This window comes from Melioribacter sulfuriphilus, assembly GCF_052656625.1.
On the sequence record NZ_JBQXXK010000004.1, the window covers coordinates 1 to 25,601 of the forward strand.

Annotated in this window: 25 protein-coding genes and 1 pseudogene; 16 read left to right on the forward strand and 10 right to left on the reverse strand. The window is 37.0% G+C overall.

Features of this window, described 5'->3' with window-relative positions:
- Positions 1–1,159: BamA/TamA family outer membrane protein (locus ACUN8G_RS05585; RefSeq protein WP_510186460.1), on the forward strand; the 1,159-nt coding region annotated here is incomplete at its 5' end.
- Positions 1,160–1,193: 34 nt separating this feature from the next.
- Here the strand turns inward: ACUN8G_RS05585 and ACUN8G_RS05590 are convergent.
- Positions 1,194–1,415, reverse strand: a complete 222-nt coding sequence (locus tag ACUN8G_RS05590; protein ID WP_437346583.1) for an FmdB family zinc ribbon protein — start codon at positions 1,413–1,415, stop codon at positions 1,194–1,196.
- 128 nt (positions 1,416–1,543) lie between these two features.
- On the opposite strand from ACUN8G_RS05590, the gene ACUN8G_RS05595 reads away from it, so the two are divergent.
- The 10 genes from ACUN8G_RS05595 (at position 1,544) to secF (ending at position 9,307) form a co-directional block, all read left to right on the forward strand.
- The gene (locus ACUN8G_RS05595; protein ID WP_437346582.1) at positions 1,544–2,203 is read left to right on the forward strand and encodes a hypothetical protein; all 660 of its coding nucleotides are present in this window, start codon (positions 1,544–1,546) and stop codon (positions 2,201–2,203) included.
- A gap of 75 nt (positions 2,204–2,278) precedes the next feature.
- The gene (locus ACUN8G_RS05600; RefSeq protein WP_437346581.1) at positions 2,279–3,220 is read left to right on the forward strand and encodes a ribose-phosphate diphosphokinase; all 942 of its coding nucleotides are present in this window, start codon (positions 2,279–2,281) and stop codon (positions 3,218–3,220) included.
- 23 nt (positions 3,221–3,243) lie between these two features.
- Positions 3,244–3,879 carry a 50S ribosomal protein L25 gene (locus ACUN8G_RS05605; RefSeq protein ID WP_437346580.1) on the forward strand — a complete coding sequence of 212 codons (636 nt, stop codon included), beginning with the start codon at positions 3,244–3,246 and terminating at the stop codon, positions 3,877–3,879.
- Between the two features lie 6 nt (positions 3,880–3,885).
- Positions 3,886–4,449 carry an aminoacyl-tRNA hydrolase gene (pth, locus tag ACUN8G_RS05610; RefSeq protein ID WP_437346579.1) on the forward strand — a complete coding sequence of 188 codons (564 nt, stop codon included), beginning with the start codon at positions 3,886–3,888 and terminating at the stop codon, positions 4,447–4,449.
- Positions 4,450–4,593: 144 nt separating this feature from the next.
- A complete protein-coding gene (gene rpsF, locus ACUN8G_RS05615; RefSeq protein WP_437346578.1) occupies positions 4,594–4,974 on the forward strand; it encodes a 30S ribosomal protein S6 in 381 nt (126 codons plus the stop codon).
- A gap of 26 nt (positions 4,975–5,000) precedes the next feature.
- The gene (locus ACUN8G_RS05620; protein WP_437346577.1) at positions 5,001–5,489 is read left to right on the forward strand and encodes a single-stranded DNA-binding protein; all 489 of its coding nucleotides are present in this window, start codon (positions 5,001–5,003) and stop codon (positions 5,487–5,489) included.
- A gap of 17 nt (positions 5,490–5,506) precedes the next feature.
- Positions 5,507–5,719 (forward strand): 30S ribosomal protein S18, encoded by a 213-nt coding sequence (gene rpsR / locus ACUN8G_RS05625; protein WP_014856529.1) that lies wholly within the window; start codon positions 5,507–5,509, stop codon positions 5,717–5,719.
- An 11-nt stretch (positions 5,720–5,730) separates the two neighbouring features.
- Complete coding sequence (rplI, locus tag ACUN8G_RS05630; protein ID WP_437346576.1) at positions 5,731–6,174, forward strand: 50S ribosomal protein L9; 444 nt, start codon at positions 5,731–5,733, stop codon at positions 6,172–6,174.
- Between the two features lie 87 nt (positions 6,175–6,261).
- A complete protein-coding gene (gene secD, locus ACUN8G_RS05635; protein WP_437346575.1) occupies positions 6,262–8,148 on the forward strand; it encodes a protein translocase subunit SecD in 1,887 nt (628 codons plus the stop codon).
- Positions 8,149–8,167: 19 nt separating this feature from the next.
- Complete coding sequence (gene secF, locus ACUN8G_RS05640) at positions 8,168–9,307, forward strand: protein translocase subunit SecF (RefSeq protein WP_445480913.1); 1,140 nt, start codon at positions 8,168–8,170, stop codon at positions 9,305–9,307.
- Positions 9,308–9,336: 29 nt separating this feature from the next.
- Here the strand turns inward: secF and ACUN8G_RS05645 are convergent, their stop codons facing one another.
- From ACUN8G_RS05645 to ACUN8G_RS05670, 6 genes are read right to left on the reverse strand one after another with little or no spacing between them, the layout of a single operon-like run.
- Complete coding sequence (locus tag ACUN8G_RS05645) at positions 9,337–11,004, reverse strand: PP2C family protein-serine/threonine phosphatase (RefSeq protein WP_437346573.1); 1,668 nt, start codon at positions 11,002–11,004, stop codon at positions 9,337–9,339.
- On the reverse strand, positions 11,004–11,438 hold the full coding sequence (locus ACUN8G_RS05650; RefSeq protein WP_437346572.1) for an ATP-binding protein: 435 nt from the start codon (positions 11,436–11,438) through the stop codon (positions 11,004–11,006). Before ACUN8G_RS05650 ends, ACUN8G_RS05645 begins: the two co-directional genes overlap by 1 nt.
- A complete protein-coding gene (locus ACUN8G_RS05655) occupies positions 11,435–11,794 on the reverse strand; it encodes an STAS domain-containing protein (RefSeq protein ID WP_437346571.1) in 360 nt (119 codons plus the stop codon). Before ACUN8G_RS05655 ends, ACUN8G_RS05650 begins: the two co-directional genes overlap by 4 nt.
- A 24-nt stretch (positions 11,795–11,818) precedes the next feature.
- Positions 11,819–13,840 (reverse strand): PP2C family protein-serine/threonine phosphatase, encoded by a 2,022-nt coding sequence (locus ACUN8G_RS05660; RefSeq protein WP_437346570.1) that lies wholly within the window; start codon positions 13,838–13,840, stop codon positions 11,819–11,821.
- A gap of 4 nt (positions 13,841–13,844) precedes the next feature.
- On the reverse strand, positions 13,845–14,963 hold the full coding sequence (locus tag ACUN8G_RS05665) for a hypothetical protein (RefSeq protein WP_437346569.1): 1,119 nt from the start codon (positions 14,961–14,963) through the stop codon (positions 13,845–13,847).
- Positions 14,963–15,550, reverse strand: coding sequence for an RNA polymerase sigma factor (locus tag ACUN8G_RS05670; protein WP_437346568.1), 588 nt, complete (start codon positions 15,548–15,550; stop codon positions 14,963–14,965). The genes ACUN8G_RS05665 and ACUN8G_RS05670 overlap by 1 nt, the downstream gene beginning before the upstream one ends.
- A gap of 155 nt (positions 15,551–15,705) precedes the next feature.
- On the opposite strand from ACUN8G_RS05670, the gene ACUN8G_RS05675 reads away from it, so the two are divergent.
- The 5 genes from ACUN8G_RS05675 to ppk1 all read left to right on the forward strand — a co-directional run bounded on the left by ACUN8G_RS05675 (position 15,706) and on the right by ppk1 (position 21,569).
- On the forward strand, positions 15,706–16,050 hold the full coding sequence (locus ACUN8G_RS05675) for an STAS domain-containing protein (protein WP_437346567.1): 345 nt from the start codon (positions 15,706–15,708) through the stop codon (positions 16,048–16,050).
- Positions 16,051–16,143: 93 nt separating this feature from the next.
- On the forward strand, positions 16,144–17,412 hold the full coding sequence (locus ACUN8G_RS05680; protein WP_437346566.1) for an adenylosuccinate synthase: 1,269 nt from the start codon (positions 16,144–16,146) through the stop codon (positions 17,410–17,412).
- Positions 17,413–17,439: 27 nt separating this feature from the next.
- Positions 17,440–18,654, forward strand: a complete 1,215-nt coding sequence (locus ACUN8G_RS05685; protein WP_437346565.1) for a sensor histidine kinase — start codon at positions 17,440–17,442, stop codon at positions 18,652–18,654.
- Positions 18,655–18,937: 283 nt separating this feature from the next.
- A complete protein-coding gene (locus ACUN8G_RS05690) occupies positions 18,938–19,426 on the forward strand; it encodes a deoxycytidylate deaminase (RefSeq protein WP_437346564.1) in 489 nt (162 codons plus the stop codon).
- A gap of 13 nt (positions 19,427–19,439) precedes the next feature.
- Positions 19,440–21,569: a polyphosphate kinase 1 gene (ppk1, locus tag ACUN8G_RS05695; RefSeq protein ID WP_437346563.1), complete on the forward strand. Its 2,130-nt coding sequence runs from the start codon at positions 19,440–19,442 to the stop codon at positions 21,567–21,569.
- On the opposite strand, the pseudogene feoB reads toward ppk1, so the two are convergent.
- The 3 genes and pseudogenes from feoB to ACUN8G_RS05710 form a co-directional block, all read right to left on the reverse strand.
- Positions 21,570–23,759, reverse strand: a pseudogene (gene feoB, locus ACUN8G_RS05700) (ferrous iron transport protein B). It abuts the gene before it with no gap.
- Entirely contained in the window at positions 23,756–24,754 is a 999-nt protein-coding gene (locus ACUN8G_RS05705; protein WP_437346672.1) for a metal-dependent transcriptional regulator, read from the reverse strand. The pseudogene feoB and the gene ACUN8G_RS05705 overlap by 4 nt, the downstream one beginning before the upstream one ends.
- Positions 24,754–25,425 carry a metal-dependent transcriptional regulator gene (locus tag ACUN8G_RS05710; protein ID WP_437346562.1) on the reverse strand — a complete coding sequence of 224 codons (672 nt, stop codon included), beginning with the start codon at positions 25,423–25,425 and terminating at the stop codon, positions 24,754–24,756. Before ACUN8G_RS05710 ends, ACUN8G_RS05705 begins: the two co-directional genes overlap by 1 nt.
- Positions 25,426–25,601 lie beyond the last annotated feature (176 nt).

The following is a 25,601-nucleotide window of genomic DNA, read 5'->3' on the forward strand; positions in this document are numbered from 1 at the left end:
AGCAAGACAAAAATTATTTACAGAGAAACTCGACGACGAAGGTAATTTTCTCGTTAACAGGTACAAAGTTAATTTTACACCCGATTTAATTTATGCAAATGCCGGCTACAGTACACTTTATGGATTATTGGGTACAACAGTCCTTTCGTTCAGTGATGTACTTGGCAATCACCGCTTGATTGGAATTACTAGTTTGCAGGTTGACTTAAAAAACAGCGATTATGGGCTTGCTTATTATTACCTCGAAAAACGTCTGGATTTCGGAATTGAAGCGTTTCATACGGCTCGTTTTCTTTACAGGACAACCTTTTTCGGATATGAGCTTTATCGATTCCGCAATCTGGGACTGGTAACATCTTTCAGCTATCCACTCAATCGTTTTTATCGGATAGACGGTTCGTTCAGTGTAATGAATGTTACGGCTGAAAATCTGGATAACTACTACGAACCAGTGGATAAATCGACTTATACAGTACCGGCTGTCAGTTTTGTTCACGATAATTCATTATGGGGTTACACGTCACCTATTGAAGGTACCCGTTATTCGATCACACTATTCGGGAATGCAGGTCTTTTCAACACAAGACAAAGTTTCTATTCTATTAATTGGGATTACAGAAAATATTTCAGATTCTTCTTCGACAACTCCTTTGCAATACGCCTCTCAGGTGGTTATTCTGGCGGTGGCAATCCGCAAAGATTCTTTATGGGTGGCACAGAAAACTGGATTAACAGAAGTTTTGCCACACAGGATGTGCCCGTAGAATCGGCCGCCGACTTTGCATTCTTGTCGCCGGCTATGCCGATGAGAGGTTACGATTATGCCGAGCAAATTGGGACAAAATATTCTCTTCTCAACTTAGAGCTGAGAATGCCGTTAATTCGTTATCTGCTTACCGGTCCCCTCCCCCTTTTCTTCCAGAATATTCTTGGCACTGCTTTTCTCGATGCAGGTACGGCATGGACGGACAATTCTAAATTAAAATTATTCGGACGCAACGAGAATGGCACTCTGGTAACAGACGACTTGCTCCTTGGTACAGGTGTTGGTTTCAGAATTTACATGCTCTTCCTATGGAAGATTGATATAGCCTGGAAATGGAATCTGGAAGGTTTTTCTAAACCAAGATATTACCTTTCGATAGGATTGGACTTTTAAGAGAGCTGCCTTTTTCATAGACAGCTCTCCTTAGTTAATCTTTTTTAGAATTGTCTTTTCCTGAGGAACTGGATTTGACTTTGTAATCTGTGTGATAAAATCCACTTCCTTTGAAAATTGGCCCTGCTCCGGCTCCAATAAGCCTCTTAACAGTGCCACCACATTTGGGGCATGTGCTGAGTGGTTCGTCTGAAATTTTTTGAAATTCTTCAAACAAATAACCGCAATCATTACACTTATATTCGTATGTGGGCATAATTACTCCTCATTTGTCACAAACACAGTAAATTTAACTTTCTAAAATAATAACATTAGTTGATAAAAACACTACGTTTATTAGATAGATTTTTTGCATATTTGATTCATAAAAAATATGATGACTCTATGAAAAAATTCATATTACTCTTTTTGCTCTCTACAGCTTTCACTGGGTGTCTTAATTACACTCAAGTAACTACCATCAAAACAGACGGCTCAGGAAAAATGTTCATTCATTACTGGATGAAATGGACATCTCAAAGAGATTCAATTATCGTCGAGCAATTAGGACTTTTCAATCAGGATTCAATTCGTAAGGAATTTACTTCAGAATTTAACAAATTGACAAGCGTGGCAACCTATCGTGATTTCAATGACAGCACAATTCATGCGCAGATTGAATTTGAGTTTACAAACCTCGATTCTCTTAACCTCACGCCCATCTTCAGGGATTCCAAACTCAGCATAAAAGATATTGACGACAAAACAAAAGTATTTTCCCAGTTTATCAAGCCAATTGCAACCGGCTTCGGATTCGAAAGCAGCAACTTTTCACTTACATTCATCTATTACCTGCCGGGAGAAATTCTTAGCCATAATGCAACCGAAATTACACGTAATAAATTAACCTGGAAATATTCTCTTAATGAAATCGGAACAGGCAAATATATAACAGCTACTTATAGACCATTTAAATTAAAAGAAACACCGTCCTGGATTTATTATGCTGCTCTTTTGGTTTTACTGACCGTGATAGTATTTCTTTTTACAAAAAGAGTAAGATAGTATCGGTTTGACTAACCTCTTGTAATTAATTATATTTGTGGCTTGTTTTAGAAGAAAAAAATCGAGCCTAAGAAATTGGAAAACGTCCCTTTAATATTTTCTGGCACATCGAATCCTGAGCTTACGCAAAAAATTTGCAATTATCTTCATTTAAAAGAAGGTAAAATTGATATTCGGCGTTTTAGCGACGGGGAAATCTGGGTAAAGTTTCTCCAGAATATACGTGGACAGGATATTTACATTGTACAATCGACTCAGCCCCCAGCTGAAAATTTAATGGAATTGTTAATAATGATCGATGCTGCCAAAAGGGCATCTGCTAAACGCGTGACTGCTGTTTTGCCTTATTTTGGATATGCACGTCAGGATAGAAAGGACCAACCACGCGTTTCAATTACGGCAAAATTGGTAGCTAATTTAATTACCGTGGCCGGAGCCGATCGTGTAATAACAATGGATCTCCACGCAGCACAAATTCAGGGATTTTTCGATATACCATTCGACCACTTGTATGCATCCCCAATTTTTACACATTTATTTAAAGACCAGATTGATAACTTGGTCGTTGTTTCGCCAGATGTTGGAGGAATTAAACTTGCAAGATCTTATGCAAATCGATTAAATGCGGGGCTTGTGGTCATCGATAAAAGAAGACCCAGACACAATGTTGTCGAAGTAATGCATCTTATTGGTGACGTAGAAGGCAAAAATGTTTTGATAGTTGACGATTTAATCGATACTGGTGGAACTTTTGTTTCCGCTGTGAAAGCATTAAAAGAAAAAGGTGCAAATCAAATTTTCGGCGCAGTTACTCATCCTCTATTGTCTGGCGAAGCCATTTCAAGAATTGAATCCTCACCTTTAAATAAATTATACGTAACAGACAGTATACCATTAAGACATAAATGTGAAAAAATCGAAGTAAGAACTGCTTCAACGCTTCTTGCCGAAGCAATAATTCGTTCAAACAGAAATGAATCAATTAGTTCATTGTTCGAAATAGATAAAGATAAATAAATTAGTACAAGGAGTGATAAACGATGTCAGAATTCACAATCAAAGCAAAACGTAGAGTACTTACCACCAAAGGCGCTGTGAATAAATTACGCAAAGCTGGTAACGTACCAGGAATATTTTATATCAGCGGTCAGGATCCGATCCCTCTATATTTAACAGAATCTGCACTTCGACCGTTAGTCTATACTGCAGAAACACACATTGTTAATCTGGTTATTGACGAAGATCAACCACGCAAAGCAATTATTAAAGAAGTTCAGTTCGACCCCGTTACGGATAAGATGATTCACTGCGACTTTATGGGGATATCTCTCGATCATGAAATCGAAGTCGAAGTACCAGTTGTGCTCGAGGGAACGGCAATAGGCATTAAAGAAGGTGGGATTCTCCAGCAACTTTTACATAAACTTACAATTAAATGTCTACCCGGCAATATTCCAGAACATATAGCAATAGATATAACTAATCTAAAAATTGGAGATTCTGTTCATGTAAAAGATATCATGACAGATAAGTACAAGATAGAACATAACGAAGAGGTTGTGATTGCTTCTATAGTCCATGCAAGAGTTCAGGAAGAAACCCAAGTTGCTGAAACAGAAGAACCTCGAGAGCCAGAAGTTATATCGAAAGGTAAGTCAGAGGAATCAGAGGACTAGTTTTAATTGCGTGCTGTAATAGGTCTCGGAAATCCCGGTAAAGAATACGCAAATACACGACATAATATTGGATTTATTATTTTAGACCGTTTTGCTTCGGTCTATCGACTTAGTTTTAATCGTGAAAACAATTATCTGAAATCGGAAGGCTCATTAGGGTCTTCCGATTTTATTTTGGTTAAACCTACCACTTTCATGAATCTTAGCGGTGTCGCTGTAAAAGATTTTCTGAATAAATATAAAATCCCTCTTGCAGAAGTTCTCGTAATTACAGATGATGTCTATCTTAAAATTGGAAAAATAAGAATACGTCAACGCGGCAGCAATGGTGGCCATAATGGCCTCAAATCTATAATAGAACAACTGGGAGCAACCGATTTTCCTAGATTGCGATTCGGCATTGGCAATCCTGGCAATTTAATTCTATCGGAATATGTGCTTTCTCCGTTCCCCGAAGATGAATTGAAAATGATTGATTCGTCAATTGATTTAGCAGTCCATCTTGTAGAAAATTTTATAACTGGAGGTTACAAAGCAATGTTAGATACTTTTAGCAAAATTGCTTCCTGAAAATCGGATTAATATACAGTACAAAAAAATATTGCTCGACTCTAAAATTTATTGTATTTTTGAAGCCTAATTGATTTTAATTATTAACCCTGCTCCTTATTAATTAGAATTAAGGGGCCTAAAAGTCCAAAGGGAGGTGAAAAGATGCGTATAAGAACATACGAAAGTGTGGTTGTCATTAATGCTGCACTTGAAGATGAACAAATCGAATCTATTCTAAAGCGTATCGAAGATATCATCACGACTAACGGTGGTGAAATACTCGATATCGATAAGTGGGGCAGAAAACGCCTCGCATATCCAATTCAGAAAGCAAAAAGCGGTTATTATGCAATTTTCCGTTTTAATGCTCCAACAGATTCAATCAAAGAACTCGAGCGTAATTATCGTCTGGAAGAAAATATAATTCGGTTCCTTACCATTTTACTCGATAAGTTTGCATTAGAAGCAATTGCTAAGAAAAAAGAGTCGGCTGAGAATGAAACCTCAAACGACTCCGAAATTAATAACGAAAGTAAAGAATAAAAAACAAGTTAAGTATGGAGGTTACGATGGCTGAATTAAAGATGCCAGAAATTAACAGTGTTATTGTTGCAGGAAATTTAACCAAAGATCCTGTGTTCAGACAAACATCCAACAACACACCTGTAGTTAATTTTCACATAGCTGCAAATAGAAGATACAAAGATAGCAGCAATCAATGGCAGGAAGATGTATGTTATGTTGGAGTAGTAGCATGGAACAAACTGGCAGACAGTTGCAGAGACAGATTGAAAAAAGGAAGTGCTGTTTTAATTGACGGCGAATTACAGAGCAGAACTTTCAAAACAGAAGACGGCCGCAATAGAACTATAGTTGAAATCAAAGCCAAGAGAATTCAATTTCTTAATAAATTCAGCAAAGCACAAAACAACGGAGAAGACACTTCGGATAACGACAGTATAGTTGACGAGAACGAAGATTCTAGCTTTGAAGATAATTCATTCGACAAATTCTTAACCGATGAAGAATCGGATTTAATCAATGGAGAAGAAAATTAGGAGTTATTAATTAAAAAATGAAAACTACCAAAAGAGTAAAACGTGTAATTGAAGGATACATCGATTATAAAGATTCCAAACAGCTCCAGAAATTCCTGACCGACCAGGGAAAAATTATTCCACGTCGCATTACCGGTCTGAGTGCAAAGCAGCACAGAGAATTGGTCAGAGCTATCAAAAGAGCAAGACATCTGGCTATTTTACCATTTGTATCCGAAGCTGTTAAGTAAAGGAGATAATGATGAAAGTTATACTTAGAAAAAATTTCAGTCAATTGGGTAATGTGGGCGATATAGTCAATGTTAAAGATGGCTATGCCCGTAATTATCTGATTCCCCGACAGATAGCATATCAGGCAACTAAAGGTAACATAAGGGCTTTTGAGGAAGAGAAAAAACAAATTCTCAAAAGAGAAGCTAAGGAATTGGAAAGTGCGCAGGCATTGGCTGCTGAATTGGAAAAAGTATCCATTTCTATCCCTGTAAAAGTCGGAGAAGAAGAAAAAATATTTGGTTCGGTAACTACTCAAATGATTGCCGATGCACTCAAAGAGAAGGGTTTTGACCTCGATAAACGCAAAATCGAAATTACCGAACCGATTAAAGCTTTGGGCATTTATAGCGTTTCAATAAAGCTTCATCCCAGCGTTACAGCTACTGTTAAAATCTGGGTAGTGAGAGAATAGTTTTAGAAAGCCGGCATTTTCAACCGGCTTTCTAAATTTTGTTCCTTTAACTAAAAATTAATTCATCAACTAATTTAAGATCCCGTGATGAAAGAAATAAGATTTAGACTGTTCCTTGTAATCGGTGCAATTGCTCTTTCACTCTATCTCCTCTATCCTACTTACCAGGACTATAGAAATAATATCAAAGTCTCGGAAAAACTTGTTCACATTGAAGATAGCCTAAAGAAGAGCAGCCCGAATTTAACTCCAATTGAAATAAGAGAATTGATTACTACCAAAAAAGACAGTATACTTGCAAATACTCCAGATTATCGATCCGCCCGCGAAAAAAGGATTAAATTGGGTCTCGACCTTCAAGGCGGTATGTATCTTGTCATGGAAGTAAATACAGCTAAACTGCTTGAAAGACTGGCAAAAGATCCCGACGAACAATTCTTAGAAATTCTCAAACAAGCAGAAAAGGAATCTCAAATTTCGGATGAAAATGTGGTAACAATTCTTGCTAGAAAATTGCAAGAAAAGAACATCCGCTTAAGCCGTTACTTCGGTTCAATTCGTGAAGACGACTCCCAGATTATCAGCCGTCTTCAAGAACAGGAATCCGACGCAGTAACAAGAGCTATCGAAATTATTCGCAACAGAGTAGACCAATATGGCGTTTCCGAACCAAATATTCAAAAGCAGGGTTCAAGAAGAATTGTAGTTGAATTGCCCGGTGTCGCCCGAGAAGAAGAAGCTAAAAGACTATTGCAAGGTAGAGCACTCCTCGAATTTAAATTGGTAAAGGACGCCGATTTTGCAATCCCGATAATGAATCGAATCGATGAAGCACTCGCTAAGTCTTTGGGTGTGGATTCTTCCCAAATCAATAATACAGATACTACCAAACAACTTACTGAAGAAGAATTTGCAAAACAACATCCTTTCTTTGCAATAGCACGTTTAGCCGACCCTCAAGGTAGGGTACCCGATGCCTATGTAAAAGAAAACGATAAACAGAAATTGCTTACATACCTGAACCTTGAAGAAGTTAAGAAAGTAATGCCCGATAATATTGAATTTCTTTTTGATGCCAAACCGATCGTAGGGGAAGATGGTGAGAAATATTTTCGTATGTATATGGTAAACAAGACTCCCGAACTTACTGGTGGAGTTATTGTCGATGCACAGGCAAACATTGATCCGACTACATCTGCACCTGTAGTATCTATGCAAATGAATGCGGAAGGAGCACGGGAATGGGCAAGAATTACAGGTTCAAACATTGGCAAAAGGTGTGCAATCGTTCTGGACGGCGTTGTCTATTCGGCTCCTGTAATACAGAGCAAAATTCCTTCAGGAAATTCTCAAATCAGCGGAATTCCAAATTTAGACGAAGCTAAACTACTCGAAATTGTTTTAAAAGCTGGTGCACTACCTGCGCCCGTCGATATAATTGAACAGAGAACAGTTGGACCATCCTTAGGTCAGGACTCGATACGACAGGGTTTCAATTCACTATGGTTAGGTTATACACTCGTTGCAATTTTTATGATTTTCTACTATAAAAAAGCCGGCACTCTGGCAGATATTGGGCTTATTGTGACAGTCTTGTTAATACTGGGTGTCCTGGCAGGATTTCAGGCTACTCTTACTTTACCTGGTATTGCTGGTATCGTATTAACGATGGGAATGGCAGTTGATGCCAATGTTATTATCTACGAAAGAATACGTGAAGAATTAAATACCGGAAAAACCGCACGAGCTGCGGTCGACGCCGGATATAGTCATTCATTCTCAGCTATTATCGACTCGAATATCACAACATTCTTTACCGGGATTATTCTCTACCAGTTTGGTAGCGGACCCATTCAAGGATTTGCGCTTACGTTAATGATAGGTATTCTGACAAGCTTGTTCTCCGCTTTGATCCTGGTGCGTATGATGTTTGACTATATGTTAAACAAAGGACAAAAAATTAATATTGGTTAATTGAGGAGAGGTCAAATAGATGCGACTATTCGAGAATTCAAATATCAACTTTATGTCAAAACGGACAACTTATTACATCCTTTCTTCCGTCATATTATTATTAGGATTAATCAGTATTCTTGTCAGAGGTTTACAGTTTGGTATTGACTTCAAAGGTGGTACTGAAGTAGCACTGGAATTTAGTAAACCGATAGACATTGCAGAAGTTCGTAAAGCAGTAGAAAATATGGGATTGGGTAATGTTGAAGTTAAGACTTTTGGAGGTTCTTTAGGGATACTATTGAGAACTGAATTGCAAGAATTGCCACCAGAAATAATACCTACAGTAAAAAATAAAATTGAATCCATAATAAAAAAAGTGGCCCAGAGCGAAGAATTCAAGTTAATTGACTCATCATTTACAGCATTGACGTATGATTTCCCTAATGCTCAAATTGCAAATCTGGTCTATGACAAACTTTTCGAAGCCGGTTTCCAAACAGCCAAAGCTTCGGTAGAACCTGAAAATACGCAGATCATAGTCAGACTCGGTATTGCAGACTGGATTAAAGAAAATTTTTCTGAATATTTTGTGGACAATCCGTTCAATGTCTTAAAAGAGGATAAGGTTGGTCCAAAAATAGGTCAGGAATTAAAGACAGACGCAATCATCGCCGTAATGTTGTCGCTGCTTGTAATTCTTATCTATCTCGGATTCCGCTTTAAATTTATCTTTGCACTCGGTGCAGTTATAGCTCTATTTCACGATGTGTTAATAACGCTGGGTCTTTTTGCTGCTTTATACGGATTGATACCAGGATTAAATCTGGAAATATCAATCAGTGTTGTCGCTGCATTTCTCACCCTCGTTGGATATTCTATTAACGATACTGTGATTGTTTTCGACAGAGTAAGGGAGGAAATCAAAATTCATAAATCACTTCCTTTAATAGAGAACATAAATAGAGCAATTAATAAAACATTAAGCCGTACAATTATTACGGTTTTAACCACTTTATTAACAGTAATAGTTTTATTAATATTTGGCGGAGAGGTATTAAGAGGTTTTGCTTTTGCGTTATTAATCGGTATGATTACTGGAACCTACTCTTCTATTTTCATCGCGAGCGCATTTGTGCTTGAAATGGCAAACAGGTCAGCCAAAAAAGTTGAATTCTAAAATAAAAGCCGCTGATATCAGCGGCTTTTTTATTTTATCACTTTGGCAACTATGTAAGTTAAATCGTCGCTCTGTTCAGCTCCCTTTGTATGATCATCCAAACTTTCTTTAATAATTCTCATGGCATCATAAGGCGATTCTTCTTTAAAATGTTTTACTAGCTGTTCGAATTTTTCATCTGTGTATTCATTGTTATCCTTGTCCATTGCTTCTGTAATTCCATCGGTATACAAAATAAGGAAATCCCCTTTTTGAAGTTTGATTGTTTCAGATTCATAAGGAATTGTGGTTGGTAAAAAGCCAATAATCATCCCTCCCTTTTTTAGTTTAGTGATTTTACCCTCTCTAATTATGAACGGCGGATTATGACCAGCATTGACATAAGTTAATTCTTTTGACTTTATATTAAATACCGACCAGAAAAAAGTAACGTAATTTCCCATGGTTGTATTTTCAGCAATTAAGTCATTAATTAAATTTGTCGCTCGGTCGAGGGGCAATTTCATTTTACAAATTGTTTTAATAAATGCCTGAAGATTTGCCATCAGCAATGATGCAGGCACTCCTTTACCTGATACGTCTGCTATTGCAATCAATAGATTCTCATCGTCGAGTTGAATAATATCGTAATAATCTCCACCGACAATTTTTGCCGATTCGCTAAATGCAGCAATCTCAATTGTATCAAACTTTGGTATGTATTTAGGAAGTAAATTTTTTTGTATTGTTCGGGCAGTTTCAAGATCTTTTTCCATTCTTTGTTTTTCAAGCGCAGTTTCGAATAGCAATGCATTTTCAATCGATATTATGGCAATACTTCCCAGCGAAGAAATAAATTCTATGTCCGTCTTCTCGTATTTTTTACTATTCTTTCTTTCACCCAGCATAATTAGTCCTTTGGTTTCGCCTTTGATCTGCATTGGCACAATCAATTCAACACCCAATTCGTTCAACGGAATTAATTCGTCTTTAAACTGACGTCCGACTATAACATTATTAATTTTCTTGGCATCACAATTATTCAAAAAAGCTGTTATTTTATTTTTGTCGAATTTCGTTTCGAGTATTTGGTATTTTTCGCCACTACAAATTACAATGGCAAATTCCGAAACTGTCATCTGACCGATTAATGAAAATGCCAGCAGCTTACCAATCGTTTCAATCTTCAATAAGCCGCTGAATTCTTTGCTTAAGTCGAAGAGTGAACTTAATTGATTAACTTTCGAATCAAGTTCCCTGTTGACTCTTTTTAGTTCTTCTACAGTCAGGGAATTCTCAATTGCCGTAGCTCCGATATTGATTATTGTACCCAGAAATTCGATGTCCGTTTTGTTATACTCTTCGCCTATCAATTTTTTACCAAGAAAAATCATACCGATTGTTCCGGTAGTAGAGTTAATTTCCTTACGAATTGCGAACTGACAATTCCTCATAAAATTATCGAGCGTCTCGTCGTTCGAATTTAACTTTTCTGGAATTTTAGGAGCATTGATAAAACCTTTCGTCAGATTTATATATGGCTCCCCCTCCCTGTCAAACAATACGACCATTCCTCTGGATGTATGGAATTTACCCATACATGTCAACAGTATATTGTTGAGTATGAAATTGATATCGAGGCTTGAGTTGATAAGATTGCTGAAATCGACGAGAGCCGATAGATTTCTCAACAAACCAATATTATCGGTTCTATCCATCAAGAGTTCTTAAGATATTTGACTAAAGTTACTCTGTTTTTGCGATTGTCTTCAACAGAATAGACTACCTCATCCATTAGTTTTTTCATCAAATAGATACCGAGACCTCCGACCTTTTTTTGTTTATAAAATTCCTGGACGTCGGGTATCGGGATTAAATTCGGATCGAAGCCGTTGCCTTCGTCTGTAATTGTAACCGTAAATTTATCATTGATAAAGATAATTTTGATATCGATCACGCCTTCGGGCGAGTAGTGATATGCATGCTTTATTATATTTGTACAAGCTTCGTCCACAGCCAGAATAATCTGTTCTACTTCGTCTTCGCCGAAGCCACACTCAAAAGCACTTTCCTTCACAAATTTTCTGACTTTTGCCAGATTTTCCGTGCTGCTGTATACTTTAAGTTGTTTTTGCAATCTGTCGTTTTTCAAGATTTACTCAGCTCATTAAACTTATTAATAGCTTCGTTCTCATCTTTGTAGAATTCGTAAAGGAGGGGAAACCCGAGCAGGTCAAAAATATTATATACGTTTTCTTTAAGATTGGCAAATTTTATATCGCCGTTGTTTTCTCTCATCGTTTCGACATAAGCCATGAACACACCGAGTCCTGCACTGCTTATATAATTTAGTTGATCGAAATTGACTACCACTTTGTATTTATTTTCCTGGATCAATTTGTTGAACACATTTTCAAGCTCTGGAGCTGTGTGAGCATCCAGATAACCTTTTAATTCTACAATGCTAACGGAACCGGCATGCCTCAAGCCGACATTAAAATCTGCCATTTATAATTCTCCGTTTTAATAATTTTATTTACCCCATCTAATGATAACAAGAGTGATATCATCGTGTTGAGTATTGTCTTTCGAAAATAAAGTGATCTCTTTTACAATCTCGTTTGTAATTCCGTCGAGTTTTTTACTACAGTTCGAGGAAATTATCTTTTCAAAACGGTCATAACCAAAGTCTTCATTCATTGAATTTTTAGCTTCTGGAATTCCGTCAGAATAAATTACAAAAAGGTCGCCTTGTTTCAAATTAATTTGTAACTCTTCGAGAGAATTTTCAAATTTATCGGAGTAATCGAGTCCCAAGCCGATACCCTTAGGCAGGAGTCTCGATATTTTCCCACCGCTACAATAAATAATAGGTGTGTGCCCTGCCCTTGCAATTTTAACTTCACCTTTTTCATAATCGAGTATCCCGTATACGGCAGTAACAAAGTTTTTTTTATCCAGGCTATCTTTAAGAATTTCATTTGCTTTAATCAGGAGCTGGGTCGGTGAATTTACAATCTTAGCAAGCGATTCGAAAATCCCCTTCAGTTCGGCCATTATAAACGCTGCGGAAATTCCTTTACCTGATACATCAGCCACAATAAAACCGAGTCTGTTGTCGGAAAGTTCAAAGAAATCATAATAATCTCCGCCCACTTCAAATGCAGGGATAAAGAGAGCAGTTAATTCATACTTATCGGAGACGGGAAACATTACGGGCAATATTTTACGTTGTACGTCTCTGGCAACATCGAGTTCCTTTTCAAGACGTTCTTTTTCAATCGATTCGGCTATAAGTTTGGCATTTTCGAGCGCTACCGAAGCATAATCTGCATATGTTTGAAGAGTATTCTTTTCATCTTTGTCAAAGTCGACTTCGCTGTATCTTGCTGTAAATAAATAGCCGCTCAATTTACTGTGAACATTCAATGGGGCTACGGCGACTGTACGGAAGTCAAATTGATCGTCGATTTCATGCGCATTCGTAATCGAATAGACGCCGTTGACGGAATCTTTCAGAAACAATTCTGCAGCTCGCCGTGCTTCAACATAACCGATATTGTTAACTGCATTTACTTCAATTCCGTCTTCGCTAATTGTTACAAGCCACGCAGCATTTGAATTGCAAATCTTTGTAGTAAAATTAATTATTGAATCAGCCAGTTCCTTAAAATCAAAAACCTGAGTAATCAGTTTTGTAAGATCCATTAGCGAGGAAATTTCTTCGGAACGTCGATCAAAAGCTTCGGCTGTCGGAAGATGAAATAAGGTAGTGAAAAAAATAACGCCGAAATAAATCATGCCATATATCATCACCAGACTAAATACAGAATAAAGTCCTACCGACAGCTTAAACAGAATCATTTTAATTACGCTGCTTTCGCTCAAAAGACCAAAATTAAAACCAAATAATATTGAAAGTATAATTGATATCAGGAGGAGATACAATTTCTGTTTTTTGGTAAGGAATGCAATCCACGATACTTTTAGAGAATTCAAAGAGATAAGCACAATAGTGACAATATAGAATGCATCGTGTATAAAGTCCAAAGACGAATTCAAATTTGCAAGCTCTGAGAAAAAAGTCATTACAAAAAAGAATAACATTGTATTGAAATAGAGCGATTGGTCTTTCTTTTGTCGCAAGTAATAGAGTGTGCGGAATGTTGAAAAGATATATGTAAGAACAATTATGAAAATGTAGTTCGAAACCGTAATAAAAAGAGTATTTACGGCGCCTGTATCTGACTTAATTGAATTGCCATCGTCAAAAGCTGAATTGGCGAGTGAAATAATAAAAAAGACCATTGCACCGAGTATACCCGCATTCAAAACTAACGAAAGCGGTGCATCTTTTCTTAATTCTGTATATGGCGAAATATAATTATAGATGAAGAAAATAGTGAAGAAGACAAGTACTTCATTAAATAATAATATAAATGGATTGGAGTGAATAGGGAAAATAAAATTATAAATCAGAAGAAGAACCGAGACAACAACTGCATTTTCGAGACTGCGGCTTCGTGTTAATTTTATAATACTTTTAAGATTCATGGATTCACTTTTTCTGTTTAGAAACCGAGTCGGCATAACTACGAGCAATCGAGTCGATTTTTCTTCCGAATTCTTCCCAGTCAATCTCATCTTTAGCCCGTACTGCTTTTAACGCAGCTTTAATCATTTCTGAAGGGTCGACGTGATGTCGGCCGTACTTAAATTTTTTCTCAACCGAAACTTTTGCCTCGAGTAGTCTGGGAAGCTCTATTTGAATTCGTTGTAATTCTTCATTCAACTCTCCCATTTCGATTCTGAAATCTTCTGCATCCTTGTAGTAATTTTCCGCATATGGTATGCATACCTTAAATTTATTGGAATCAAAATTGAAGTTTATTTTGGAATGTTCTTTCAATAATTCGAATTTGATATTGCCTGCAGCGGGCACTCCTTTTATGCCGGTATGCATAAATTCCTTGTCTAATGCCTGAGTATCGATTTCTCCCATCGCAAAAAAGACTGTGTCGGGAGTAACAAACAGAAACCTGTTATCACTAACTTTCTGGATATTCTCCACGAAATCTGTTAGTTCTTGCTCTTTTGGCAAGTAATTGTTGGCAAAAAGTATATCAATTTTGTTTTTATCAATCTTCGAAGCAAATTTAATCAAGTCGGCAAGTAATGCTTTTTGAAGTTCAGACAATCTGGGATTGAATGCCAGTGTTTGATTGTCGTCTGTAAGTATTGAATAATAAATTTGTCTTTTATAGTAATCGAGCAGTGAGTCGACTCTCTGCTTCTGGTTTTTGTTTAGTTTGAGATAATCCGTAAATAATTTATAATGGTTTTGTTTAACTTCGGCGGGTAATGTTTTTATTTCGTAGACCACATCACGCTTTGCAGGATCGTCCGATATCATTACAATTTCGTTATTAACTTTGTCGATGGGCAGGTATTTGTAGAGCGCAAAGTTAAAGACATCCTCGTTGCTGATCTCGGTTTTGTAAAAAAGAGGTTTGAGATTCCCTGTATAGAAGGAGATAATATCATTCTGTCTTTCTTCAATAAATTCTTCAATATTTTCTTTGTTGAATTTGAATACCAGCATTAATATGATTGTCAATAAAATGATCGGTAGAATTGGCAGGAATCTTTTAATATTTTCTTTCTGATTTTTGTTCATTATCTATTCATTTCTTTGTAATATGGTTCGAGAATAACTTTCAACGCCTCGCGGGCTCTGAATATTCTCGATTTAATTGTGCCAACTTCGGTATTAAGTTGTTCAGCAATCTCCTTATAAGTAAATCCGTCTATATCTCTTAAAACGAGAGGCACTTTCAGATTTTCAGGTAATCTTTCAATCGCCTTTCTGACAATTTTCTGTAAATCGATATTTTCAGAAAAAGATTTAACACCGTACTGGCGATCGGTATCTTCAAGCGGTGAAAAAATGCTGCGCACTCTTTTCTTCCTCAAGTAATCGTGACATCTGTTTACGGTAATTCTATAAATCCAGGTTGTAAATTTAGATTCAAACCGGAAGTCTTTCAGTTTATTATAAACGTTTATAAAAACATCCTGTGAAATATCGTCAACAAACTCATTGTCGCCCAAAGTAAGAAAGACAAGATTTCTTACTTTGTCTTTATGCTTCAAAACAAGAACTCTAAATACCGACTCGTCTCCGTTAATAAACTTTTCAATCAGCTCAAAGTCTTCATCGTGCAGATTATCAATCTTCTCTTCATTATTATTAAGCAAAGTCATAGTTTTAGACGTTGTAAAAAAATTAATGTTTCTCTTGAGGAAATATTTCTTTATTTTTACAATAGTATTCGATAATTTAGATACTAATATAATTATTAATAATGAATAATCTGCAAATCGAGTAATAATAGAATTGATAAATTTAAGGAGAACTCATGAAAATTAACACATATGAAAAATACGGAGCAGTAGTAATCGAGTTAAAAGGGAATGTAATGGGCGGGCCGGAAGCTCAGGAATTCAGCGATTTACTGCACAAACTCCTTGACGAAGGTAAAAAAAATGTAGTTGTCGACCTCTCCGGTTGTAAATTTATGAACAGTTCAGGGCTCGGTATGCTTATAAGCGGATATACCACGATGAAAAATGGCGGTGGTAACTTTAAACTTGCTAACGCTACCGATAAAATCGAAAGTCTACTGGTAATTACCAAACTAATAACTATTTTCGAGCATTATCAATCTGTTGAGGAAGCTGTAAAAAGTTTTTCCGAAAAATAATTTCCTAATTCCGTTTTATTCTTGATAGTACGGGGAAGGGGAAATTTAATAGTTTGTGGTTTACCCACCTTTTTATAATTAATGGAGATAAAGATGAGCGTTACCGTAATAGTTGGTAGCCAATGGGGTGACGAAGGCAAAGGCAAAGTTGTTGATATACTTTCAGAACGATACGACATTGTAGCCCGTTATCAGGGCGGGGCAAACGCAGGACATACCGTTCAGGTAGGCGATAAACAATACATTCTCCATTTGATCCCATCCGGTATATTACGCGAAAATATTATTTGTGTTATAGGAAACGGAGTAGTAATCGACCCGAAAGCTTTACTCGAGGAAATAAAACTGCTCGAAGAGATGGGAATCAATATAAAGGGCCGATTATTTATTAGTCATAATGCTCATCTTATAATGCCCTATCATAAATTGCTCGATTCATTAAATGAAAGCAGTTCAACAAAAATCGGTACCACAGGCAGAGGCATTGGTCCATGTTATATCGATAAATATGCACGCAAAGGAATTAAAATCGTCGACTTGCTCGATAAGAAAGTGTTAGAAGAAAAAATTAAAATAAATCTCGAAGAAAAAAATGCCATAATTCGAAAAATCTATAATCGCGAGGAACTGGACGTCGACGAGATTATTAAAGAATATACTGACTTCGACCGAAAAATTGATCAATATATAACCGATACATCAGTGCTTTTAAACAATGCAATAAATGAAGGCAAATCAATTCTGCTCGAAGGAGCACAAGGTACATTACTCGATGTCGATTTCGGCACATACCCGTATGTAACTTCTTCAAATCCGACATCAGGCGGTGCAGCAACTGGTACGGGAATTCCACCCACGAAAATTGATTCGGTTATTGGTATTGTAAAAGCTTATACTACACGAGTAGGGCTTGGACCTTTCCCTACCGAGTTGAAAGGAGATCAAGCTGAAGAATTACGTAAGGCTGGTATTGAGTTCGGCGCTACGACCGGCAGACCACGACGCTGCGGCTGGTACGATGCATTCTTGGTTAATTATTCAAGAATGATTAACGGTATCGAAAGAGCTGCCATTACCAAACTCGACGTACTCAGCTACCTCGACGAAATTAAAGTGTGTGTCGGCTACGAAATTAACGGCAAGAAACTTAAGTCGTATCCTACGGATGTCAATAGATTGGAAAATGTAACTCCCGTTTATGAAACACTCAAAGGATGGAAAAAAGACATATCAAAAATTAAATATTACGACGACCTTCCTTCGGAAGCAAAAGAGTATTTAACATTTATATCTCAACAGAGCGGATTTGAAATCAAAATGATTTCAGTAGGTCCCGCAAGAAGTCAAACTATTGAATTATAATATTTCTTCCACTTACGGAAGAACGTTATGAATAAATTGAGCAACTCGACAACATCAAAAATTAAGTTTGCTCTCCTCTTTATTGGTTCACTAATAGCTCTCGGCACCTGGTATTACACACAGTATCTCGTCAATAAATTGCAGGAAAGAGAAAAGGAGATAATTCAGTTATACGCAAACAGTCTGGAATATATAGCACGTCCCGACGAAACTGGGAGCGACATTACATTTATATTCCAGAATCTGATACAGCGAATCGATTTTCCTCTCATCCTAACCGACGCTCAAGGCAATATCGTTTCTACTGAAGCAGGCATCGGTTATAAGAATATCTATTTCGAGCCCAACATACCGAAAGAGAAATTATTCGAATTACTCACTGAAATGTTAAAAGAACTTAAGAGTGAACATCCCCCCATCGAAATAAAAGCTCCTGACGGAAAGGTAATACAGTTAATTTATTATGGCGATTCCACTGTGGTTCGTAAATTACGTTATTATCCATACCTTCAAATTCTTTTTGCGATTGTTTTCATACTGATAGCATATACTGGATTTAACTTTATCCGCAAAAACGAACAGAGCCGCATCTGGGTAGGTATGTCGAAAGAAACCGCACACCAACTGGGCACGCCGATTTCTAGTCTTATGGGCTGGAATGAAATCCTCAGAATCAATTATGACAACCCCGATAAAGTACTTGATATAGTAGACGAAATTTCGAACGATCTCGAACGCCTGAACAAGATTACGATGCGTTTTTCAAAAATTGGCTCCAAACCTGAGTTAAAAGTTGAATCGCCCTATGAAATAATTGAAAACGTAATTCGATATTTCGAACGACGCCTGCCACATATAGGTAAGAACATCAATATTTCAATAACGGGCGATGCTTCGTTAAAGGCTCTTCTCAATAAAGAATTATTCGAATGGGTAATCGAAAATTTGATTAAAAATGCTCTCGACGCCATCGAAAACGAAAACGGGTCGATCGAATTCAACATCAAACAAAAAAACGATTTACTCGTAATCGACATTAAAGACACAGGCAAAGGAATTGAAGCACGTAATAAAAAAGAAGTTTTCAAACCTGGTTATTCGACAAAGAAAAGAGGTTGGGGTTTGGGTTTAAGCCTTTCGAAAAGAATTATTGAAAATTATCACGACGGTAAAATCTTTGTAAAAGAATCGATAATAAATAAAGGTACTACCTTCAGAATCATTCTAAAAAGAAATATTTAACTTTTTTTTATCGCTACTTTTACCACTACCATTCATAAGAAAAAATTTCTGCATTTTTTTAATTTTTGAAAAATATTCGGACTTTGGATAGGATTATATGAGCAATAAAACAATTTTAATTTGGCACGCTCCTTGTGGAAATTAAATTAAGTATACATAACTTACATAACCCTCCTAAAAACTAACCTCGCTGCTATGGTGTCGCCCTCCACCATAGCAGTGTTTTTTTTAAATAGAATTTGGTTAAATTTGTCACTTCATTATCAATCATATTGGAAATAAGATGAGCTCTAATCACAGTAAACGCCCATCGTGGGACGAGTACTTTTTAAAGGTTGCAATGCTTGTTTCGGAAAGAGCTACTTGTCTAAGGATGCATTGCGGATGCGTACTTGTAAAAGATAAGCAAATTTTATCGACAGGTTATAACGGTTCTATTCCGGGCGACGACCACTGTGAAGATGTAGGTTGTTTAGTAATCGACAATCATTGTGTAAGAACCATCCATGCCGAAATGAATGCTCTCTTGCAATGTTCTTCACACGGAATTAGTACTCAAGGCGCTACGGCTTATGTAACTAACATGCCGTGTACCAATTGTGCCAAAGCACTCATTACAGCCGGAATTAAAGAAGTTGTAATATTTTCAGATTATCATGATACACTTGCAGAAGAATTTTTCAAACGTGCTCATGTTGAATTGAAAAGACTGCCAATGCCGGAAAAAATCATTAAATACGATATCGAGAATTTTACCTCCATTAAAAAATAAAAAGTTACGAGAAATGAAACTCACAAAAGAATATATAAAGAAATATTTCAAGAGTGAAAACTTCTTCAATCGGGAATTGAGCTGGCTGGAATTTAACAGACGTGTACTCGAAGAAGCTACCAATCCGAATCTGCCTCTACTCGAAAGAGTAAAGTTCATCTCCATCTTCTTTTCGAATCTCGACGAATTTTATATGATTCGTGTTTCTGGTTTGAAAGAGCAAATTAGAGCGCGGGTTTTTGAAACTTCAATTGACGGACTTACGCCGTTAGAACAGCTCGCAAAAATTGAAGAAACCGTCCAGCCTATGGTTAAACAAATTTACAATTACTGGCACACGACAGTAATTCCTGAGCTTAGAGACAATAACATTTATATTTGCGACATCAATGAACTGACACAAGAAGAAAAAGATGGTCTTAACAAATATTTTCTGAAAGAAATTTATCCCGTTCTTACTCCACTTGCATTTGACCCTGGAAGACCGTTTCCATACATATCGAATCTCAGTCTTAGCTTTGCAATTCTGGTAAAAAAACCAGATGGCGAGAAACATTTTGCCAGAGTAAAAATTCCGAGCATTTTACCGAGACTTTTGAGAATCGACCATATTATTGGTTGTAATTCTTCTTCTCAGAATAGTAATACTATTAAATACGTGTGGATTGGCGATCTTATAAAGTCCAATTTACACATCCTTTTTCCGGGACTCGATGTTGTAGAAGCATATCGATTCAGAATTACACGAAATACCGATCTCGAAATTCAGGAAGACGAAGCCGACGACTTGCTGCAGTTAATCGAAGAAAATATTCGCCTGCGAAAGTTTGGTTCTGTAGTAAGACTTGAAGTCGAAAGCAATATGCCTGATTATATGCTCGATACACTCGTCGAAAATCTCGAGATAACACGCAACGATGTACACATTATTGACGGCAATCTGGGACTTGCCGATTTAATGATTTTATACGACCTATCACTCCCCCACTTGAAAGAAAAACCTTTTTATCCAGCGCCTTCTATTAATCTTGATGAGGAAGAAAATATTTTTTCGTTAATTGCGAAGAAAGACATTCTTTTAAATCATCCTTATGAATCATTCACGCCAGTGGTGGATTTTATTAAAGAAGCTTCGAGAGATCCCGACGTTCTGGCAATAAAACAAACACTTTACAGAATAGGCCAGAATTCACCTATTGTAAAATACCTGATAGAAGCTGCTGAAAGCAAAAAGCAGGTAGCCGTTCTTGTAGAATTAAAAGCACGATTTGACGAAGAGAATAATATATACTGGGCTCGAGAACTCGAAAAAGCCGGTGTGCATGTTGTATATGGACTTGTTGGTCTTAAAACACATGCAAAAATGACGCTCGTTGTTCGCAAAGAACCTGATGGCGTTAAACGATATGTGCATCTTAGCACCGGCAATTATAATACAACAACTGCAAAGTTATATACCGACTTAGGACTTTTCACTGCCGACGAAGAAATTTGCGCCGATGTTTCGGAAATTTTTAATTATCTGACCGGATACTCCGAACAAAAAAAATTCAGGAAATTGTCGGTTGCCCCAGTAAACAAAAGACAAACGTTTTTGGAGCTTATAAACCGTGAAATAGTGAATGTAAAATCGGGTGGCAAAGGTAGGATGATTTTCAAGCTCAATTCGCTGGTCGATCCGATAATAATAGCCTCACTTTACGAAGCTTCTAATCAAGGGGTAAAGATTGATCTAATTGTAAGAGGAATTTGTTGCCTGGTACCACAAGTTCCAGGTTTGAGTGAAAATATTAGAGTAATCAGTATAGTCGGCCGTTTTCTGGAACACAATAGAATCTATTACTTCTACAACAACGGAAATGAAGAACTTTATTTGAGCAGTGCGGATTTAATGCAAAGGAATCTCGATAGACGCGTCGAAGTTACATTCCCTGTAGAAGATCCCAAACTGCGTAAATTCATAAAAGAGAAAATTCTAAATACATGCTTGCGGGACAATCAAAAAGCAAGAATTTTATTGCCTACAGGCAAGTATGTATTTAATCATCCGGTTTATACGGAAAAACCTTTAAATCATCAAGAATACTTAATTAAATATGTAACCCAAGCACACATGAAATCTACCCAAGCAAAGAATAAATAATCAGGCAAAGAAATTCCACAGCTGCGTAGTAGTATAGCAGGCCAGCAAGCCTAAAGCTATCGGTAGTAATGTTGCAACCACAGTCCATTTAATACTCTTAGTTTCTTTATAGATGGTGTAAATAGTAGTAGAACAAGGATTATGTAATAAACTGATTAACATCAAATTAATTCCCGTCAAAGCCGTCCACCCTCCAAGTTTTAACAATTCAGCTACATCTGCCGGATTATCCATTTCGAACATCACACCTGCGCCTGCTCCTACTCCACTTATTTTCAAAGATAAAACTGTCAACATTAATATTGTCGGTATCACAATTTCATTAGCAGGGATTGCTATTATATAAGCTAAAATTATTACACCATTCAATCCAATCAACATAGCATAAGGATTAGCCCAGTCGATAAAATGTTCGGCTATGCTAATGCCATCTATATTAATATTTGCAACTGACCAGATTACTATGCCCGCTGGAAATGCAAATACAATAGCCCGCCATAAAACAAATATTGTACGGTCAATCAATGATGTATACAAAATTTGCAGTATTCTCGGCGGCCGATAAGGTGGCAATTCAAGACTGAATGCAGAAGGCTCGCCCTTCAATACAGTGCGCGTAAGTCCCCATGATACTACCAAACTGAGAACTACTCCTAAAACAGCAATAGCGACAACTGCCCCTGCTGATGCAATACCTGCTAAATATGGCGGCACGAGATTACCTATAAATATGGATGCAATCAAAATTTGCGTAGGCCATCTTCCGTTACAAAGCGAAAAATTGTTAGTAATAATTGCAATTAATCTCTCACGAGGACTATCGATTATACGGGCAGCAATAACTCCTGCGGCGTTACAACCGAATCCCATACTCATTGTAAGTGCCTGCTTTCCGTGAGCGCCTACCCGTTTATATATTCCATCCATATTGAATGCAACTCGCGGCAGATATCCAAAATCCTCGAGTAGAGTAAATAACGGGAAAAAGATTGCCATAGGCGGTAACATTACACTTACAACCCATGCAACCGCCAGATATCCACCGTCAATTAATGCACCTGTAAGCCATTCAGGTGAGGATAACGAAACAAATAAATTTTTTATTAAAGGATGAAGAGTATCAACCAAAACTGTCGCCAGGAAAGAGGAAGGATAATTTGCCCCGACAATCGTTATCCAGAATACGATAGCCATCAGTAAAAACATTATTGGTAATCCCGTCCATTTGTTCGTAACAATCTTATCAATTAAATAATCGATATTTTTACGGGATATTTTATCTGCATCATTTTTACTTACAACTTTTCTGCTTATTTCTTCGGCGCTTTTATAGATGCTTTCTAAAAGCGAATCGTGTAAGTTTTCACCAACTTCCCACCGAAGTTTTTCGGCTTCTTCGATAATTAATTCACGTTCGTTTTTCATGGATCAACCTTCCATCTCTTCTAAAATTAATTTACCTATTTCCCCACTGCGTACTGCGTCAATTATTTTCTGGTCGCCCTCAAGTAATCGCAGGGCAATCCAGCGTGTATTAGGGAGCTCGGGGAACAAGGCTTTAATTTTACTTTCTAATTTTTCGACTGCCGGCGCCACATTTTTGAAATTTGTATTTACTCTGTATGGCTTACATTTAATTTCTCCTGTAACAACTTTATGGATAGTTTCTAGTAATTCAGGTATTCCCTCCTTCTGACGTGCGGCAGTTGGGACTACTGGAATACCGAGAATCTCCGAGAGCTTTATGTGATCAACTTTTATATTATGCCTTCTTGCTTCATCAATTAAATTAAGACATAAGATGGCGCGATCTGTTATTTCGAGTACCTGGAGTGTCAAATTTAAATTGCGTTCCAAGCGCGTGGCATCGGCTACTATTATTGTTACATCCGGTTTGCTAAACAGAATAAAATCCCGTGCAATTTCTTCGTCTGTACTCGTAGACAGGAGCGAATATGTTCCTGGTAAATCGACAATTTTGTATTTGTGTCCCAAATAACTAAATGCCCCCTCAGTTCTTGTAACTGTTTTACCAGGCCAATTACCGGTATGCTGTTGCAAGCCCGTCAAACTGTTAAATACAGTACTTTTCCCGGTGTTCGGATTCCCTGCTAAAGCAATAATAAAATCCACATTGGTCATGTCGATACCGAGTTTTACCAAATTCTTTGAATCGTGAGTAGTATTCATTTATCTTTCCCGATTTTTCTTATAAATATATAATCCGATTGATTTTTACGTAAAGCAATCAGAGTACTTCTCAATTCGTAAGCTACGGGGTCATTACCAAGACTTTTCAAGACGGCTCGAATGCGTGTGCCCGGCACAATCCCGAAATCAAGTAATCGCCTTCTTTGCATTCCTCTCAATGCCTTTGAAATTCCGACAACCTCGGCTTCCTCACCTACTTCGAGACTCGATAAGGGTAGGTAATCCTGTTTAATAATCTCATCTTTATTTAGTGGTACGATAGAAATGTTATCCGCCGCTTCATTCGAAATAAATTGATGCTTGCCATCGCCTTTTATTTCGATACCACCCTCGAATTTATCTTTTATTTGAATTTGCATACCAGGATAAATACCAGATTCTGAAATCTCCTTGTACAAATTTTTAGGTTCATCTTCGATATGAACTATATTGCCAAAATCATTGATTTCCAACTTTGACAAAGGAATACCGTTATGTGAATAAATTTCTCCTTTTGCTGTAGGAATTGGGTCACCGTGAGGATCTCGCAAAGGATTACCAAGTTGAGCCGCAAGTTCTCTGGCTTTGTCATCATCAATTTGATGCTCTTTTTCCTCGGCTATTTTATGCCATTCGGTTTCGTTTATACTCGTGTTTTCTGCAAAGTATTTTTCAAGCAGACGGTGAACCCTCACAATTTTTAAAGCATAGGAACGGCCATTTTTTGTAAGTTTTTGTTTGCCATCTACATTCTGAGTAAGCCCACTGGCTTCAAGCTTTTTAATTAATCTCGCTGCTCGTTTGGTGGATATTGACAATACTTTCGAGAGTGTATTCTCATCAGTTTCAATACTTGTTTCTTCAGAATTATAAAGATGTTTCAGTGTATCTTCAATTAATTCCTTGTCAGAAATTTCCCACCTTCTGCCCAACAATTTTTTAATCCATATTGCCATCAGCACAACTAATACTGTTAATATAAAATAAAGAACCATCACATTTCCCCCTTGGTTAATTCTTTCACAAGCAGGTTACTTGCGGCTTTTTCACTTAAAATAGTCTCTTTCTTGCCATAATTTATTTTGATCGAATTGTCGTATCGAATTCTGTCGATAAATTCAAACTCAGTATCCAATAGCAAACCAATGTCTGTTAAATATTTAATTAGATCGACATCTTTGTCATCTACCTGCTTTAATTTATATCTTTTGCCTTCGGTACACTCGAGCATTGGAATCAACATATCGGCGCCTTCAATAGTCCCATCTTTTTTCGGTATAGGATGACCGTGAGGGTCAAACCTCGGATAACCCAGATATGAATCGATTTTGTCGATTAAATATTCCGAAGTGTGATGCTCCAGTCTTTCCGCTTCATCGTGCAATTTACTCCATGGAATTTCTAGTACCGATTGCAAAAACAGCTCCCAAAGACGGTGTTTTCTGAGCACTTTCAATGCTTCGTGTTCACCTCGCCTCGTCAATTTCATCCCTTTATATTTCTCGTATATTATCAAACCTTCTTTAGAAAGCTTTTTTGCCATGTCGCTTATAGCAGAGTTAGATACATTTAATTCCTTAGCTATCTGCGAGGTTGAAGCTGCAATGCCACGTGCATTGTAATTGTAAATTAATTTCAGATAATTTTCTTTCGAAATAGTCGTCATAAGCAAATTTTTTTGCCGAAATTTAAGCTTACTTAACTTTATTGTCAAGTATATTGCATTATTTTTTTATGCTCATTTAATTCATCTTTCACTTACGAACCGAGATGTGAGAAAATTTGTTTATTATGTAGTCTAATCAAAAATTAGTATTTTTGTATCTTAAAAATGGAGGATAA